This window comes from Pseudoalteromonas neustonica (assembly GCF_001653135.1).
Taxonomy (GTDB): Bacteria; Pseudomonadota; Gammaproteobacteria; order Enterobacterales; family Alteromonadaceae; genus Pseudoalteromonas; species Pseudoalteromonas neustonica.
Genome location: NZ_BDDS01000009.1, coordinates 1 through 17,656, shown reverse-complemented (window position 1 = coordinate 17,656; position 17,656 = coordinate 1). Strand labels below are relative to the sequence as shown.

Genomic DNA, 17,656 nt, shown 5'->3' with positions numbered 1-17,656 from the left:
TTTAGCCTAGTATTTAATTATAAAGTGCTGGTTTTTTATTTTTATTATATTGTATCAGTTACATTTGTTGCTGTTATAAAAACAATCAAAGTTCTCCGCTGAGGTGTGAAACTTGTTATAATTAGCCAAATTTTTTAATGAGATTAACAAATGACCCAAGTAGATGTAATTGTAATAGGCGCCGGTGCCGCAGGATTGATGTGTGCAGCACAAGCAGGTTACCGTGGCCGCAGTGTTACAGTACTTGATATGGGTAAAAAGCCCGGTCGTAAAATTCTCATTAGTGGTGGCGGGCGTTGTAACTTTACTAACGAAAACGCCAGCCCAGAAAACTACCTATGTGGTAACCCGCATTTTGTAAAATCGTGTTTAAGTCGTTATACCCAGCATGACTTTATTGAGCTGGTAGACCGTCACGGTTTAGCGTATCACCATAAAACCCTAGGCCAGTTATTTTGTGATAACAGCGCCCAAGACATTGTTAATATTTTATTGACCGAGTGCGAGTGGGCGGGTGTTAATGTTGCGTTGCGTAACGAAGTGCTGAACGTAGAAAAAACGGATAGCGGCTATCTCGTGATCACCGAGCAACAATCATATACGTGTGAATCGCTAGTGGTCGCCGCTGGTGGCTTAACCATGCCAAAGCTAGGTGCAACGCCAGTAGGGTATAAAATTGCTGAGCAGTTTGGCTTAAATATTTTACCAACCATGGCAGCGTTAGTGCCATTTACGTTGCATCAACATGACAAAGATCGCTTTGAAGGGCTCTCAGGTATCAGTATTCCTTGTGTTGTGAGTAGTGAAGACGGCACTCGCTTTAAAGAAAACATCCTGTTTACTCACCGTGGTTTATCAGGCCCTGCTATTTTACAAATTAGCTCGTTTTGGCGTGCAGGGCAGGCGGTCACAATTAACTTATTACCAGAGCTTGATTTAAAAGAGCAATTAGCAACATGGCGAGAAACCCAAGCACAAAAATCATTAAAAAACAGCCTCGCGACTATTTTGCCAAAACGTTTTATTGAAATATTACACGAGAGTAAAGCAATCCCAGATTATAACGTAAACCAGCTCACCCACAGCCAAATTGACGAGCTAGCTAATTACATTCATAACTGGCAAATTAAACCCAACGGCACCGAAGGCTACCGCACCGCCGAAGTGACCCTAGGCGGCGTAGACACCGACGAACTCAGCTCAAAAACCTTCGAAGCTAAAAAAGCCCAAGGCCTGTATTTTATAGGCGAAGTCACCGACGTAACAGGTTGGCTAGGCGGTTATAACTTCCAATACGCATGGAGCTGCGGCTTCGCAGCAGGGCAGTATTGTTAGGTGTAACACTATGTAATACAGCACATAAAGCAAACATAAAATAAATTTATGTTTGCTTTATGTGCAAAAACTGATTACCATGTGCTCGTTCAATTATTCAGCACTAATCCTAAGTGTTGGGTTCATCAACTAACTGTAAGGGAGAAAATACTATGACATTTACATCAACATCCTTTGCAGGTCTTATCCGATAAGAAACTGGTTACTTAGCTACGTATTTATATATTAAGTACATTTAGGTAAACATTGCGTTTAAACGCGTTCCTTTCGTTTGATTTCAAAATAGATCCAGACCTGCCAATTCGAATTTCGTTTTAATCCTATTTTTCTAATAAAGAAAAAGGAATTGGTATTATGGGCAAATCCGTCCAAAAAATTTCTGAACATGTGAGCCTCATTGCGTCTAAAAATACGTGGATTGAAGGGCTGGCAATACAGCAACTGATCAAAACATCAGAGCTAAATGGTATGCAACGCGTTGCGGGCATGCCTGATTTACACCCCGGGAGAGGTTATCCTATCGGGGCTGCATTTTTTACAACAAACAAAATTTACCCTGCGCTGGTTGGTAACGATATAGGCTGTGGCATGTCACTGTGGCAAACGTCAGCAAAAGTATCAAAAGTAAATTTAGATAAACTCGCCAAAAAATTTGAACATGTTGAGTTGCCACTTGATGACAGTTGGCTTGCGATTATTCAAAGCCGAAAAGCGGCAAAAAACATAACTGTTAATGGTCATGATCGTACTTTAGGCACCATTGGTGGCGGTAATCACTTTGCTGAATTTCAGGCGATTGATGAGATTTATAATCAAGCCGCTTTAGATGAGTTAGGGTTGAATAAAAAACATCTTCAGCTTCTTGTTCATTCGGGCTCTAGAGGGCTGGGGCAATCAATATTGGTGGATCATATTGCAAAATATAATCACGATGGGCTATGTGAAAGCGATCTAGGTTTCAACGATTACATGAATAAACATGATGAAGCCGTACGCTTTGCAGAGCTGAATCGTGAGTTGATAGCAATGCGGTTTTTAGAAGCAATACGCGCCAATGGTGAGTGTAGCTTGGACATTAACCACAATTTAGTCTCGCCTAAAAACATTGCTGGCTGTGATGGTTGGTTACATAGAAAAGGCGCAACACCAAGTGATAAAGGCTATGTGGTTATTCCGGGCTCTCGGGGGGATTATAGTTACCTTGTAAAACCCATATTAGCAGAGCTAACCGATGATAACTCAGCCATGCTTGAAAACATCAACACCAGTTTATTTTCATTAGCGCATGGCGCCGGGCGAAAGTGGCAGCGTGGTGAATGTCATGGTCGATTGGGTCATAAATATAAGCGCGAAGATTTATACCGAACAGCGTTAGGTAGCCGCGTAGTGTGTGGTAATAAAGAGCTGTTATACGACGAAGCACCCCAAGCATATAAAAAGTGCGAAACGGTTATAAGTGACATGGTTGATGCAGGGTTAATTGAAGTTGTGGCTAAGTTACGCCCGATACTAACCTTTAAAACAAATGGAGATTGTTCATCATGATATTACTACAATTATCTGCTGGGCAAGGCCCTGTCGAGTGTTGCAAAGCTGTTGGTTTGGCGCTGAAAACGATTGAAAAACAATGTCGAGAAAAGGGCATAAAGCTAGATATTGTTGAAACCGTTGCGACTAAAGAACAGGACTGTTTTAAATCGGTACTATTACAAGTTGGTTCAGGGCAACTCGATTCAACAACTGCTGATTCAAAAAAATCTTATTCAGAAAAGGAAAGCCAAGTTAAGCAATTGGCTCAGTTATGGCAAGGCGCTATGTTGTGGGTATGCCAAAGTGAGTATCGGCCTAAGCATAAACGTAAAAACTGGTTTTTTAGCGGCCAAGTGTACGTTATTGATGAAAGTAAGCTTGATAACAGTGTAACCTTTCAAACCTGCCGCGCGTCGGGTGCTGGTGGTCAGCATGTTAATACCACCGACTCAGCAGTTCGAGCCACGCATACAGAAACAGGTATTTCAGTGCGCGTTGAGAGTGAACGAAGTCAACATGCCAATAAGCGATTGGCAAGAGCCTTATTGTTTCAAAAGCTCGAAGCAACAAAATTGGACACAATGACGCAACAAGAAAAAGCACGTTGGCAACAACACTGGGAGGTAGAGCGCGGTAACCCAGTAAAAATATTTAACGGTAAAAAGTTTATTTTAAGCCAAGAGCGCTCAGTTAATAAGGGGGGACTTATTTAATGAAGGAACATAAAGTCATAAAAGTGCTATTTATTTGTAGCCGTAACCAATGGCGAAGCCCAACGGGCGAGCAAGTATGGAAAAATCATCCCGCGTTAGCTGTTAAGTCTGCGGGTACAAGCCCTAATGCTAATAGAACGGTAAATGCTAAAACTATTCAATGGGCTGATGTGATTTTCGTCATGCAAGAAAAACATAAAAGCCGCTTAAAGGCACAGTTTACTCGACTGTTAGATTACAAAGATATTCATGTATTAGATATTCCTGACGAATACCAATACATGGATAACGCATTAGTCGAAATTATGAAGCAATCAGTGGGCAGCTATTTAGGTCTCACTTAAAGAATATTGATAGATATACGAAAGCGACCCTAAATTACAAGGGCGCTTTTTATTTTAGAATAATGTGGAGCCTGCAATTTTCCGGAGTGCAAATTTACCGCGTTCAGCAACGGGAGCAGCGTGATCCAATGATAGTTGTTCAGCAAGTTGTATTGATTCATCGCCTAAACTATCTAATTCTCTAATTAACACTTCAGCAGCTACGCGCCTCACGATTGAAGAGCGATCGCTGGCTGCGGATTTAAGCAGCGAAACAAGTGGTACTTGAATTGTCAAATACCGCTGTGCAATAACGGGCATTTCACGACCTTTGCAATATCGAATATCTGTCCATTGCCATTCTCTACCATTAAACCAAGATACTTCTTTGTTAAATAAGCACTTGTAAACCTTGGCACGAAGTGACGGTTGAATAGCATTGTGGGCGATGTCTACAAGGAAATGATCTATCGCACTCTTACGGGCAATTTGTGAAAATATTAAAGCTAACGGGCCTGTTGGTGATGCTATTAAATTTAATTTAAGCTTATCTAAAATAGAGGGGGTTGTGATTACTTCTAATAATATGCTTTTGCTTTTATCATCAATTCTTTTCTATGATGACCAGTGACTTAGGGTAAAGTAAATGACATCTGCAACATCGTTTTTATCAGTGTTTTCAATGATTTTGCTAAGTACTTCGCTAGCTGCTTGTCTTACTTGAGGTACCCAGTCGTTAAGCCTTCGACATACTAATGCTAAAGCAAATCTATTTTGTGCACCGCCCTCTATACTGCGAAGTGCTTGTTCTCTTTTATGGCCATCCCAACTGCACAAATCAATCCATGTTGTTTTCGATGGAGTATTAGACCAAAAATTCCATATGTTTTTTGGCTGCGAAGAAATAGCCCTTTCATATTCATCACGAATAAATCTTTCCCAGTAATCTAAATTACCCAATTGCCATTGTGATGTTACAAGATAGACTGGGCATAGAGGGGGCCTCTTTTGAGGTGAATTAAATAATTTGACTAACTTTATTATTGCGAGGGAAAGCTCTTCCTCTAACTCATTTTTTTGTTCACTTTTATATCCTTATTTCCTAAGTAAAAGCAATGGCTTACTTATCCACACTTCTGCTTAAAATATCAATAAAAAGTTGGTTTAATTCTTCAAAATCAACAGATCTTTTTTCAAATTTTGATGTGTAGTTTTCGTGTCTGGCTAGTTCTGATTCAATGAACTCATTAATTACAGGCACGCTTTTAATATACTCCTTTTCTAAACTGACGCGTTTTGATGCTAAAAGCGCTGATATTGCATTATTAAGCGGGGTATTGTCGGCTACTAATTTACGTAAAGTATCGAACTCGATGGGTGCTGGCTCGTTATATTTTTCAAGCCACATAATTGCAAGCAAAGGCCTTAAAACATAAAAGTACTTTTTCAGAGGTATTTGCTCTTTTTTAAGGTATTCGCGGAAATTGCCTTTAGCCATGTGTAAATAGTGATAAATCCCTCGTGTTGATGATGCGATAAGTGGCATCAATTCGCGCGCTTTTGTTGCAAAATGGTCGTCATCTACATAAACAATGGGTGATTGTAGCCACTCAATAAACGCGGGGTTAGATTTATAAAATAACTTTAAGGCTTTACGAATATCCCAGCCGTTTATATCGATTTCATCGACGATTGGGTATTCAATCACATCGCGTTTATCTTCAAGGTTTACTGCTAAATACCAGTCTGTTGGGTGAGCGTAAATAAATCGCACGTCGTAATCGCTGTTAGGAGATTCAAACCCCCACGCTCGGCTGCCTGATTCTATCGCGTAAAGTACCTTAACATCATGCTCTAGTTCTGCGGCTTTTATTCTGCGCATTATTTCTGCATGAATATCTTTGTCGATGTGTTTATGTACCGTATTCTTTTTTTTAGTTATTTTCATGGTTTGGTTCTTTATTTTCATTGTTCTTAAATTCAGTTAGGTAGTCACGTAAACAGTTTATTTCCGCTTCGCGCATCGCGGTGCCAATATGTGGGCCGCTTTTACCTTGTGAAATAGCACGTTGTACTATGGCTTTTTTATCGAGTTGATGTAGTGCATTTAATAGCGACTGTGCAAATTGTAATTGCGGATAGTCTTTATTTACAAAGGTCTCACCTCGGCCTTGTGCATCACACAAACAAGCTTGAAGAAACTGTAAAAAACGGTGTGGATGGACTATTGCATTCATTTTTTCAACAATGAGTTTGTGTATTTTTTTAGGTGTTAGCTCTAATAATTTGTGACAGCGGGTGTGGTTATCACTTGTTAAAACTGCCAGTGCTTTGAATTTATTAGGTACTTTTAAGCGTTCGCAAAATTCATTAATTATTTTAATGCCTATTTGCTCATGGCCGCGTAAATTCCCATACTGCTGATAGCAATAGGCTTTACCAAAGTCGTGGGTGAGGGCGGCAAAGCGTGTTTCAACATCAAACCCTAAGTCAGCAGCTCGCTTTAGTACCAGCATAGTATGAATGTAAACATCACCTTCAGGGTGGTGCTTTTCAGGTTGAGGGATGCCTTGCATAGATTCGATTTCAGGAAATATCCCTAAGCCATTAAGCGCTTGAAAAAATAACTGTGGGTGTTTCTCGCTCAATGCCTTTTCGGTTTCATTCCATACACGTTCGGGTACTAAATGCGCAAGTTCGCCGCTTGCTTTAAGTTGTTTCATAAGTGCTTGAGTGTCTGGGTGGATTGACCATTGCTCACCAAAACGGGCAAGAAAACGCGCAATGCGCAATACGCGCACGGGATCTTCTGCAAAGGCGTCGGTGGTGTGCCTGAGTATTTTATTTTTTAAATCAGCTTGGCCATTAAAAGGGTCGATAATGTTGCCTTTAGCATCCATCGCCATTGAATTGATGGTTAAATCGCGGCGGGCTAAATCTTCTTCTAACGTTACTGATGTGCTGGCATCCACTGTAAAGCCGCAATAACCTTTGCCGCTTTTTCGCTCGGTGCGGGCTAGGGCGTATTCGTCTTTAGTTTTTGGGTGCAAAAAAACTGGAAAATCACTGCCAACAGGCTGATAACCTAATGCGATTAAAGTGGCAGGTGTTTCACCTACTACAACATAGTCTTTGTCTTTTGATTGCCGGCCAAGTAATGAGTCTCTCACTGCGCCGCCCACTAAGTAAACTTTGTTTAATTTATTATTCATTACCTTACCGTTGTATTTATTATCCGAATTTAGGTCGTTTAAGTCTTTTGTAATAGCGAAACATGCCACAGGGACTCTGTTAGTTGCTTTAACTTTATCTCCTTTCCTAATATATGTTTAATAACATTTATATTGGTTAGTGTATGTAGGCTTGGTTTCGTTGTTGTAAAACTGCCGCTGCCCGCCAATGCAATAGGAAGTAACAGTTGATCGGCTAAATGTTCTTCAACGGCGGCCTGGGATTGAATAAATGTATTTACTCTTCCTGCTGCGCGTTTTGCTACATTTTGGGCTGATAATCCTTTTTCACCCGTCACTTCAAATACAGTACGATGCGTTTCACTATCAATACCTAATTGAAAGCTGTTACCCGGCCCTGGGGTGATCACGTTTTGCACATGGCTTGGTGCATCTTGCCAATTGAGTACTTTTTTAGCCGTGTTTATTTCGCGCTGCCCTATGCTTGAGGGGAGTGAACTTACTAGTGCCGTTAGTGAGCAGTTACTGATGTTTTTAGCAAGGTCAGCACCGGCATCAGTTAATTGAATGGGCGTAAAATTAGTTGCTGGTTGAATGCTAATTTGCCATTTTCCGCCGCCCGCAGGGTAAAATCCAAGTGCTGTTGTTTTAACGTGGCAGTCAATGCCCATACGTTTGAGTATGGGTAAAAATGACTGCTCTAAAAAACTCAAAGAAGGTGACATGCCGTTATGTGTGCCCCCTTCAAACGTCACGGTTGAGCTGCTTTGCGCCAGTGCCAACACGGGTAAAATAGTCTGGCATACTAGTACCGTGCTGCCTGCACTCCCAATAGCAAAATGAAAGTTACCTGCTTTTATTTTGCCCGGCGAAAAGCGAATATGCGTTGAACTAAGTTCAACGCCTTCTACGCTGGCATCGCATATTTCTTGTGCGGCCAAAACAGATGTAAGGTGTTGGCGTAATAAGCCTGTTTTGTTTCTGCCGGCTCTAATATTGCAAAGCTCAATATTTTGCTGGGTTAGAATCGAGAGCGTGAGGGCAGTTCTTAATACCTGCCCACCGCCTTCACCTTGTGAGCCATCTATTTTTATAAATTGTGTGGTCATATTTATCCTTTTACACAGACAATTTGTTTTAAGGTATATACCACCTCAACCAAGTCTTTTTGTGCTTCCATTACTTTTTCAATATCTTTATAGGCATGAGGAATTTCATCAATGACTGATGCATCTTTTCTGCACTCTACACCTTGTGTGGCGGCTATTTGATCTTCAACGTTGTACACCTTTTTGGCTTTTGTTCTAGACATAACACGCCCAGCACCATGGCTGCAGCTGTTAAAGCTTTCAGGGTTACCTAAACCTCTAACAATAAAAGAGCGTGCGCCCATATTGCCAGGAATAATGCCCATTTCGCCTTTTTCTGCTCTTACGGCGCCTTTGCGTGTTACAAAACAGTCTTTACCAAAGTGATGCTCACGCGAAATATAATTATGGTGGCAATTAACCGCGAGCTCATGGGTTGAGAACACAACAGGTATTTGTTTACGTAATGCGGCTATGGCATTAAACATCATAATTTCACGGTTTTTGGCAGCAAAATCTTGCGCCCACTCAACGGCTTCAACGTAGTCATCAAAAAAATCACTGCCTTCTTCAAGGTAGGCTAAGTCCATATCGGGTAAGTTAATTTGATGACGTTGCATTTCTTTTTTAGCTAACTCAATAAAATACGTACCAATGCGGTTACCTACGCCACGGCTGCCAGAGTGGAGCATGATCCATACGGCATCATGTTCGTCTAAACACAGCTCTAAAAAGTGATTACCCGTACCCATAGTGCCTAAATGGTTAACGTTGTTGCTCTTTTTAATTGCAGGGTGTTTTTCACAAATACGTTCAAACCGTGCTTGTAGCTTTTGCCATTCACCCGCAACTATATCGGGAATGTTATGCCATGCACCTCTGTCAGCTTTGCTTCTATTGCTGGTTCTACCATGGGGAACTGCAGACTCAAAAGCATGCCTAATCGCCAGTAAATTATCAGGTAGTTGGCTTGCGGTTAAGGTGGTTTTAGTGGCCACCATACCACAGCCAATATCAACACCAACTGCTGCTGGAATAACCGCATTAACAGAGGGTATAACACTGCCAATGGTTGCGCCTTTACCTAAGTGTACGTCTGGCATTACGGCAATATGCGAGTGTACTAAGGGCATACGTGCAATATTGTTGAGTTGCTGTTGGGCTTGCTCTTCAAACGGCACACCTTTGGTCCAAGCTTTAATTGGTACGCTGCCTTGGTTTTCGATAACGTTATAATTTTTAAACATTTGTTTTTCCTTGATTCTTTTTATTGTTGTTTTTATTGAGAATAGCGCTAGCTGGTTAGGCTATTTTTACTACACCATTCATTAACCCTTCTAAACCGCCATACACGGTTAGGTTGTTTATTCGCTCAGCTACTTTTTCTAACGCTTCCAGTTCTTTTAAGCGCATTAGTGTTGGGTTGTTTTCAATCACCTTGGCCGTGTTGTGCAAGCTTCTGGTGGCTGATGTTTCTTCGCGTCTTTTTATGACATTGGCCTCAGCTGCTTTTTGCGCTTCAACCACTTGGTTTAGTATTGTTTTCATCTCGCCTGGCAAAATAATGTCTTTTACACCAACGTTCGCAAGGGTGATGCCAATGTCTGTTAAAGACTGTGCAACTAGCTCTTTTACTGTTTCATTTACGTACAATTTATCCAACAGGATATCATCGAGCGATTTTGTGCCAACGGCTTCACGTAATGCTAACTGCAAAGCTTTGTAGACAAAGTCATTCACGTTATCAACGCTTCGCGCTGCAAGCTGAGCGTCATGTACTTTAATGTTGGCACTTAAATTAATGCGCAAGCTTACGCGGTCTTTACTTAGGATCTCTTGCCCTGAGATCTCGAGTAACTGCGTTCTGCAATCAAACGTTTTTAATTCAATCTCGTGGTTAAATTGCCAAAAACCATAATGACCAGATGTGAGTTGTTTTAATAGTTGGCCATCTACATACAGTAAACCAACGTGTTCTTTTGCTACGTGTAAATCAGCAATTGGTTTAATCGCAACGGTACGCTCACTTTTAATTAAACGTGACGCTGTGTTTGCACCAGCTCGGTTAATTAAAAAAAGCACTTTATCGTCTAAGGTTATCTCTTCATCGATTGATATTTTCTCTAGGCGAATATCACCAGCATCTTGCCATAGGTATAATTGCTCGCTGGGTGCCACTATGCCTTCAAGTAAATCGTTAATGTACAGCAAGCCCACTTCAGTGTTATTTAACTTGCAGTGGAAAATATGCTCACTTAATTGCGGACTATTTCGGTATAGCCTTTCGGCATTTTTCTCTGAAAAATAAAGGGCGTTTATATCAAAATAATCAAATGATAATTCATTCTTAAAATCCCAAAACGTATGTTTGCCAGCTGTGAGCACATTGATGAGCTGTTGATTTTTGTACACTAGCACTCTTTGGTTTTCAGTGATTTCTACTATTTTTTTAAATAATTTTTTGCTTAACATTTTAAATTCCTTATTGTTTTTACTCCCCTTAAGTTAAGGGGTTAGCAAGGGTTAAATACTTTTTTGATAAAAGCTCAAAACGAGATTGCGATGGGGAGCATCCGGCTTGCCAAGGCTTATTCGTGTTAGGCGTTTATCAAGCAGTGGTACTAACTACTTACTAACGTATTTATATTTATATTTATATTTATGTTTAGGGTGGGACTTGAACCCACAACAAGCGGCATAACCGCTGCTCTACCAGTTGAGCTACCTTTAAAGGGTATTATTAAGGAAGGATTCGAACCTTCGCACACGGCACTGAGCCGTTGCTCTACCTCTGAGCTACTTTAATAGTTGTTTGATTAGGAATACGCGGCAACAGTGTTGAGCGCACCAGAGTGACTTTTTGAATCACATCCAATTAATCAGACTCCTATGTAATTACAAGTCACGTGCCAAGTGCATTTTAATGTTTGTTTTTGTTTTTAAGTTGTTGTTTTAATGAATTTAAATTATTTTCATCACCGTTTTTGATTATTAAGCTTGATTGGTTTTTTGTTGTTATGTATTGTTTTTAGATATTAAGGTTATCTATATGGATATAAAGTGAAAGACACCGTTGTCGTTAGTTTAATTGGTACACAGTTAGATTATGTAGGTAAAAGATCTGATAGATGGGCTAAGTGGCGGCCCAACGTAAGTTTGTGCAGTCAAGATGATCTAATCGTTAACCAGCTGCATATGCTGCATGATAATCACAGTCACCGCCTTGCTAATAATGTTGCAGTGGATATTGAGTCTATCTCGCCTGAGACGAATGTTAAGTTGCATCAACTTAATTTTAGTGACCCTTGGGATTTTGAAGAAGTGTATGCAAAGCTGTTTGATTGGTGCCAGCACTATACTTTTGATACAGATAAAAATGATTACTTATTTCATATCACAACAGGTACGCATGTTGTGCAAATATGCAGCTACTTGCTTACAGAAAGCCGCCATTTCCCAGGGCGTTTGATTCAAACATCACCGGATCACAATAACAATAATAAATCGATAGGACGTATACAGGTCATCGATCTGGATTTATCCAAGTATGATCAATTAGCAACTCGGTTTGATGTAGAGCATCAGCAAGGTAAAGAGTTTTTAAAAGGCGGGATAGAAACTAAAAACGTCTTTTTTAATCAGCTGATCACGCAAATAGAAAAAGTAGCAATTCGCTCGCACGACCCAATGCTTTTAACCGGGCCGACTGGGGCGGGTAAAAGCCAGCTGGCAACCCGTATATTTCAATTAAAGAAAAAACGTTCTATGTTAAAAGGCACGTTGGTATCAGTAAATTGCGCCACGTTAAAAGGTGAAAATGCGATGGCTGCGCTCTTTGGCCACACAAAAGGGGCATTCACTGGCGCGCAACAAGCAAGAGATGGCTTTTTACTGACAGCCCATGACGGCGTGTTATTTTTAGACGAAATAGGTGAGCTCGGTTTAGAAGAACAGGCAATGTTACTCCATGCAATTGAAAATAAAACTTTTCATCCTGTTGGCAGTGATACACCCATACAAAGTAATTTTCAATTAATTGCAGGTACAAATCGTAATTTGAAGCAAGAGATAGCCAAAGGTCATTTTAGAGCTGATTTATTTGCCCGTATTAATTTGTGGACATACGAGTTACCGGCACTTAAAGATCGAAAAGAAGATATTCCTGCAAATATCGATTACGAAGTCGATCTCTATGCTAAAAAAATGGGGCGCCGTGTACAATTTAACAAAGAAGCTAAAAGTACCTTCATTAACTTTGCCACATCAAACGAGGCTCTATGGACTGGCAACTTTCGGGATTTGAGCTCTGCAATTACAAGGTTGTGTACTTTGGCGGATTCTTCTCGGATCACGGTGGAAGATGTTAACGATGAAATAAAGCGCTTAAAGCAAGCGTGGTATCCTTACAATCAGCAATCATCTTCGAATGTGCTTTTACATTATCTCGAAAAAACTCAGGTCGATACATTAGATGATTTTGATATTAATCAGCTTGGCTATGTGCTTACTATTTGCCAGCAGCACAATAGTATGGCCTCTGCGGGGAGGGAGTTATTTAACGTAAGCCGCACGCTTAAGTCTCAAATAAACGATTCAAGTAGGTTACAAAAGTATTTGAGTAAATTTGGTTTAAAATGGAGTGATATCTCTTCTAAATCAAAGTAACGGTAGTTTAAAGCTATGTAATTTACCCCGATGCTTAATTATTATTTAGCTTAACCAAGGTCAAAAGATAGATTAAGCATTACTAGTTGCGGTTTTAATGTGCAATTAAGTGTTTTGCGATTACTATTTAAGCAGTTGGCTTATTCATTGTTAAAATAAAGGTTTTTGCTAGTGACAAGGCGGTAAAAACTTTTTATACTGCAACCCGCTTTAACCGCTCTTGTGGTTAAACGCTTCAAAATTTAGCGTTAGTTAACTAACATATGCTAATACAAAATGGCCCCTTAGCTCAGTTGGTTAGAGCACACGACTCATAATCGTTAGGTCCCCAGTTCGAGTCTGGGAGGGGCCACCACTTTTAAAGACTTCCAATAAAAATAATTAACAACTCTAAATGCTGTCATTAGGCGCGATGGTTAAACAATAAACCTGAGCTAGTATTCCCTGCTGATGAAAATAAATTCCCCATCAATGTTGATACGTTCTTTTTAACACTTATCTGTATTGAAATAAGCTCGCTGTCTAATTCTTGTTGTAACTCTGCAAGTTTAGTTTGTTGCTCAGTTTTAGACAGGCTTTTGTCAGTTTCAAGGCTCTGCATTTTATTTTGTAGATCTTTAATATTTTTAATCATTTGTTGTTGTGCGGTTTCAGCTGTTTCGTCACTGTCAGTTTTATTTTGAGTTGCTTCATCATCAATATTTTTAGCCGTTTTAGTCGAAGTTGTTTGTTCTTCCGTGTTATTTGCTTGCTGGGTGTTTGCTTGTGATTGTTTTAAATAATTTGGATCTGTGAGCAGTGATGAGGGTGTTGTTGTTAAGTTCATTGTGCGTCCCGTGCGGCTAAAAATTGACATGTTTTTTATAGTCAAAAGTTAATGCATTAACCGTTCCATATTTAGGGATAGTAGTTGAGGGCGTTCCTGTATCGTGAAAAATACAATACAGGAATAAACTAAATTATGGTGAGGGTACTTCGGCCGTTTGTGGTAATGCTAAAGAAAGTAAGGCGGCTAACGCAATAAACGCGCTTGAGATCCATAAACACGCTTCAAGCCCATATTGCTGATATACCCAACCAGATAAAACAGTGCCTATTAATCTTCCCATGGCATTGGCCATATAGTAAAAGCCCACATCAAGTGACACGCCATCACTATCAGCAAGGCTGACAATTAAATAGCTGTGTAATGATGAGTTAATAGCAAACACAACACCAAATATCAGTAAGCCGATAATAATGGCTGCTTGTATATAAAAATCATAATGCAGCGCTAAGGCTATCAGTGCAGGAATGATGGTTAAGTAGCTAGCCCATAAAAATGCACTACGGCCATTGGGTACTTGCCCTGACTTTTTACCAGTAAAAGCAGGTGCAAATGATTGCACTATGCCATAACCAATTACCCAGCTTGCCATAAAGCCGCCAACCCACCAGTGATCCCAGCCAAATGTTGCAGCCAAGAATACTGGCAGCGCCACTACAAACCAGACATCTCTGGCGCCGAATAAAAATAACCGCGCCGCGGAGAGTACATTAATCGCTTTGCTCTTTGAAAATAACTCACTAAATTTAGCTTTGTTTTTAGCTTTGCCTAAGTCTTCTTTTAACGCGAATAAGCTAAATAGCCATACTGCTGTAAGCATGCAAATCATGGCAAGTATTGCACCATGAAATTCAAGTAGGGTAAGTAGTAAACCACCTAAAAAGAAACCCACTCCTTTTAGGGTGTTTTTTGAGCCGGTAAGTAATGCTACCCATTTGTATAGTTGGCTTTGTTCATCACTGGGAACGAGTAATTTAATGGCACTTTTTGCACTCATTTTATTGAGATCTTTTGCGATCCCAGAAAGTGCTTGTGCTGCCATTACATATAAAATACTTAGCATAGATGTTGGGGCTAATAACATTGCCAAGGCAACAATTTGTAATGCAAGACCAATGTTCATGGTTCTATTTAAACCAAAGCGAGCGCCTAACCAACCGCCGACAAGGTTTGTAATTACGCCAAAGATCTCATAAAACAAAAATAGCATAGCAATACTTAATGGATCATAACCTAATTGATGAAAATACAGCACGATCAACATACGCAGTGCACCATCAGTCAGGGTGAATGCCCAATAATTGCCTGTAATCACCAAATATTGTTTTATTTGCGGTGATAATGACGTAATTAGCCCCATGTTGGTTATTCCTTATCTGCCAAGCCAACTTTTAAAACGAGCTCTGCGGTGCGGTTTGCATAGCCCCATTCATTGTCATACCAGACGTAGAGTTTTACTTGTGTATTGTTAATGACCATGGTCGATAAGGCATCAATAATGCTTGAGCGAGGATCTGTTTTATAATCAACAGAGACTAACGGGCGCTCTTCATAACCCATGATATTTTTAAGTTCATTTTCAGAGGCTTGTTTTAGCAAGCTGTTAACCTCTTCAACCGTGGTATCGCGGTTAAGTTCAAATACACAATCAGTAATTGATGCATTTGTTAAAGGTACACGAATTGCGTGGCCGTTTAATTTGCCTTGTAACTCCGGAAATATATGAGTGATAGCCGTTGCTGAACCTGTTGTTGTAGGGATCAAACTAGTGCCACATGAACGCGCACGACGTAAATCTTTATGCGGCGCATCTATAATAGTTTGTGTGTTAGTTATGTCATGAATCGTAGTGATTGATCCATGTTTAATACCTATTTGCTCTTGGAGCACTTTAACAACAGGTGCGATACAATTAGTTGTACACGATGCCGCAGTAACAATTGGGTAAGTGTCTTTATTATAAAGGTGGTCGTTTACCCCCATTACAACATTTAAAATACCATTTTCTTTTACTGGTGCGGTTACTACAACGCGTTTTACACCTTGATCAAGATAGGCTTGTAATAAGGCTTTGGTTTTAATTTTACCCGAAGCTTCAATAACAACATCACAGTTAGACCAGTCAGTGTCTTGAGTTTTGGTATTTTGTGTAAAGCCAATAGCTTTACCATTAATAACTATTGTATTGTCAGTATGCTCTGCTTCGTGGTGCCATTTACCGTGCACTGAATCAAACGTCATTAAATGCGCAAATGTTTCAGCATTACCTGCGGGGTCGTTAATATGAACAATTTCAATATCGGCCCAATCATACGCTGCGCGCATTGTTAAACGTCCCATACGGCCAAAACCGTTAATACCCACTTTTATAGCCATTGTTAAATCCTTACTTGGTTGTGTATGTGTTTAAGTTTAATTTTAAATGAAACTCTTATTAATAGTCGTTAGCGGCAAAAGCTGACTTTATCTGGGCGGTCATGCATTACAGCTAATCTTTTTAAGTCGTCAATTATTAAAGCAATGTTACTTTCAGTCGTTTGGTTAATGATTGCTTTAGCCCAATCAGGTAAAAACGGGTTGATTTGATAAAATACCCATTGGCCATTCTTTCTATCAGTGATTATGTTTGCTTTCTTTAGTACAGCTAAATTACGGGATACCTTAGGTTGGCTTTGTTCATTTAGCGCTATCATTAATTCACATACGCATAGTTCGCCATGGTAATTGGCAAGCATAAGTGTTTTTAAGCGTATCTCATCCGTTAGGCATTTATAAAAAACAATGGGATCAAAATGCACTGGCTGCGCTTGTTCATTTATAAAAGTATTTTTGGTGAGTTCATCGTGTGTGGTTTGCTCGGTATTGTTTATTACCTTAAGAAACATAATTAAACGATTATTCAATTCATTAATAGTCATTAAAAATGGGTTTAAGCCTGAGCGTGTTTTGGGATCTGGAAGATCCCATGCAAGTTGATTTACTGCATATGGATAAGCACGGCATTCTTGATTAGCTTGATCGCATAACGTAATAACGTAATCAAATTGCCTACTTTCAAAATACTTAATACTTTTTGCAAGTAGTGATGATGTTGGAATAGCAAATGTCTCTAAAGCCAAAAGCGTTCGTGGGTCGATAATGCTTGGTGTAGTACCCGCACTATATACTTCAAACCGCTCATTTGCTTTATGGCGTAGTAGAGCCTCAGCAATTTGTGAACGTGCTGAGTTTTCAGTACATATAAACAGCACGGTTATTTTTGGTTTACAACTGTTAGGCATAAAGAGTGTATCAATCAGGTGTTTTTCAATATTGTATATATGAAATTTCATATATGCAAATGGTTTTGCTGTTTTTTTGTCCGATGTAGTGACTTGTTCAAGTGCACCTTGCTCTAATTACTAAATACTGGCTTAGTTTAGATGTGTTTTCGAACGTTTCGTTTGATATTTGCTCGAACAGTACTTTATTTCAAGTTTTCTTCAAATAACGCTTGCGTAAAATCCGCCGCGCCCTATAATGCGACCCCACTGAGAAGGCAGACAGCAACGCTTAGCGGGGCAAGAGTTAATCAGTGAGTCGAGTAAAACTTGGGTTTGAATTTTTATAAAGTTTAAATTTAAGTGTTGACAAAAAAAATGGAAAGCGTAATATGCGCAGCCCTAGCGAGATAAAGTTTAACTTTAATCGCAACGTTCTTTAACAATATAAAGCAATCATCTGTGTGGGCACTCGTACAGATTGAGTTCTAACAGCCAAGCTACTTCGGTAGTGAGGCAAAAAATTTAGAGTCTCAATGTGATTTCTCGAAAGAGAAACTGAGTGACCAACAGAGTAGTTATTTTTAATAATTATTCGGCACAGTCAATTCAATATCGAAAGATATTAAATAAATTCAGAATTCATTGAGCAGGTTCTTCATTCTTTATTGGATGAGAACAGAAAAAACTTTTAATTGAAGAGTTTGATCATGGCTCAGATTGAA

16 protein-coding genes and 2 tRNA genes are annotated in these 17,656 nt (G+C 39.7%); 6 read left to right on the top strand and 12 right to left on the bottom strand.

Going from position 1 to position 17,656, the window contains the following annotated elements; genetic code table 11:
- Positions 1 to 150 precede the first annotated feature (150 nt).
- From A7967_RS13720 to A7967_RS13705, 4 genes are all read left to right on the top strand, one after another.
- Entirely contained in the window at positions 151 to 1,335 is a 1,185-nt protein-coding gene (locus tag A7967_RS13720) for a BaiN/RdsA family NAD(P)/FAD-dependent oxidoreductase (RefSeq protein ID WP_054204820.1), read from the top strand.
- A 354-nt stretch (positions 1,336 to 1,689) separates the two neighbouring features.
- Positions 1,690 to 2,880: an RNA ligase RtcB family protein gene (locus tag A7967_RS13715; protein ID WP_054204819.1), complete on the top strand. Its 1,191-nt coding sequence runs from the start codon at positions 1,690 to 1,692 to the stop codon at positions 2,878 to 2,880.
- Entirely contained in the window at positions 2,877 to 3,578 is a 702-nt protein-coding gene (prfH, locus tag A7967_RS23560) for a peptide chain release factor H (protein WP_054204818.1), read from the top strand. Before A7967_RS13715 ends, prfH begins: the two co-directional genes overlap by 4 nt.
- Complete coding sequence (locus A7967_RS13705) at positions 3,578 to 3,922, top strand: low molecular weight protein tyrosine phosphatase family protein (RefSeq protein ID WP_197279067.1); 345 nt, start codon at positions 3,578 to 3,580, stop codon at positions 3,920 to 3,922. The genes prfH and A7967_RS13705 overlap by 1 nt, the downstream gene beginning before the upstream one ends.
- Positions 3,923 to 3,976: 54 nt before the next feature.
- Here the strand turns inward: A7967_RS13705 and A7967_RS22425 are convergent, their stop codons facing one another.
- The 8 genes from A7967_RS22425 to A7967_RS13665 all read right to left on the bottom strand — a co-directional run bounded on the left by A7967_RS22425 (position 3,977) and on the right by A7967_RS13665 (position 10,987).
- Positions 3,977 to 4,222 (bottom strand): hypothetical protein, encoded by a 246-nt coding sequence (locus A7967_RS22425; protein ID WP_054204817.1) that lies wholly within the window; start codon positions 4,220 to 4,222, stop codon positions 3,977 to 3,979.
- A gap of 294 nt (positions 4,223 to 4,516) precedes the next feature.
- Positions 4,517 to 4,861: a hypothetical protein gene (locus A7967_RS22420; protein WP_054204816.1), complete on the bottom strand. Its 345-nt coding sequence runs from the start codon at positions 4,859 to 4,861 to the stop codon at positions 4,517 to 4,519.
- Positions 4,862 to 5,021: 160 nt separating this feature from the next.
- Positions 5,022 to 5,849, bottom strand: a complete 828-nt coding sequence (locus tag A7967_RS13695; protein WP_054204815.1) for a nucleotidyltransferase domain-containing protein — start codon at positions 5,847 to 5,849, stop codon at positions 5,022 to 5,024.
- Positions 5,836 to 7,113, bottom strand: coding sequence for a multifunctional CCA addition/repair protein (locus tag A7967_RS13690; RefSeq protein WP_054204941.1), 1,278 nt, complete (start codon positions 7,111 to 7,113; stop codon positions 5,836 to 5,838). The genes A7967_RS13695 and A7967_RS13690 overlap by 14 nt, the downstream gene beginning before the upstream one ends.
- A gap of 38 nt (positions 7,114 to 7,151) precedes the next feature.
- Entirely contained in the window at positions 7,152 to 8,201 is a 1,050-nt protein-coding gene (gene rtcA / locus A7967_RS13685; protein ID WP_054204814.1) for an RNA 3'-terminal phosphate cyclase, read from the bottom strand.
- Positions 8,202 to 8,203: 2 nt separating this feature from the next.
- On the bottom strand, positions 8,204 to 9,427 hold the full coding sequence (locus A7967_RS13680; RefSeq protein WP_054204813.1) for an RtcB family protein: 1,224 nt from the start codon (positions 9,425 to 9,427) through the stop codon (positions 8,204 to 8,206).
- A gap of 55 nt (positions 9,428 to 9,482) precedes the next feature.
- Entirely contained in the window at positions 9,483 to 10,652 is a 1,170-nt protein-coding gene (locus A7967_RS13675) for a slipin family protein (RefSeq protein ID WP_054204812.1), read from the bottom strand.
- 265 nt (positions 10,653 to 10,917) lie between these two features.
- Positions 10,918 to 10,987 (bottom strand) — tRNA-Leu (locus A7967_RS13665).
- A gap of 253 nt (positions 10,988 to 11,240) precedes the next feature.
- On the opposite strand from A7967_RS13665, the gene rtcR reads away from it, so the two are divergent.
- Together rtcR and A7967_RS13655 are read left to right on the top strand one after the other, a co-directional pair.
- A complete protein-coding gene (gene rtcR / locus A7967_RS13660) occupies positions 11,241 to 12,845 on the top strand; it encodes an RNA repair transcriptional activator RtcR (protein ID WP_054204811.1) in 1,605 nt (534 codons plus the stop codon).
- Between the two features lie 278 nt (positions 12,846 to 13,123).
- Positions 13,124 to 13,200: transfer RNA gene (locus A7967_RS13655), tRNA-Ile, on the top strand.
- A gap of 48 nt (positions 13,201 to 13,248) precedes the next feature.
- On the opposite strand, the gene A7967_RS13650 is transcribed toward A7967_RS13655, so the two are convergent.
- The 4 genes from A7967_RS13650 to A7967_RS13635 form a co-directional block, all read right to left on the bottom strand.
- A complete protein-coding gene (locus A7967_RS13650) occupies positions 13,249 to 13,671 on the bottom strand; it encodes a hypothetical protein (protein WP_152960623.1) in 423 nt (140 codons plus the stop codon).
- Positions 13,672 to 13,804: 133 nt separating this feature from the next.
- Positions 13,805 to 15,031, bottom strand: a complete 1,227-nt coding sequence (gene arsJ / locus A7967_RS13645; RefSeq protein WP_054204809.1) for an organoarsenical effux MFS transporter ArsJ — start codon at positions 15,029 to 15,031, stop codon at positions 13,805 to 13,807.
- Between the two features lie 5 nt (positions 15,032 to 15,036).
- Complete coding sequence (locus tag A7967_RS13640) at positions 15,037 to 16,047, bottom strand: ArsJ-associated glyceraldehyde-3-phosphate dehydrogenase (RefSeq protein ID WP_054204808.1); 1,011 nt, start codon at positions 16,045 to 16,047, stop codon at positions 15,037 to 15,039.
- 68 nt (positions 16,048 to 16,115) lie between these two features.
- Entirely contained in the window at positions 16,116 to 17,003 is an 888-nt protein-coding gene (locus A7967_RS13635) for a metalloregulator ArsR/SmtB family transcription factor (RefSeq protein WP_231659011.1), read from the bottom strand.
- Positions 17,004 to 17,656 lie beyond the last annotated feature (653 nt).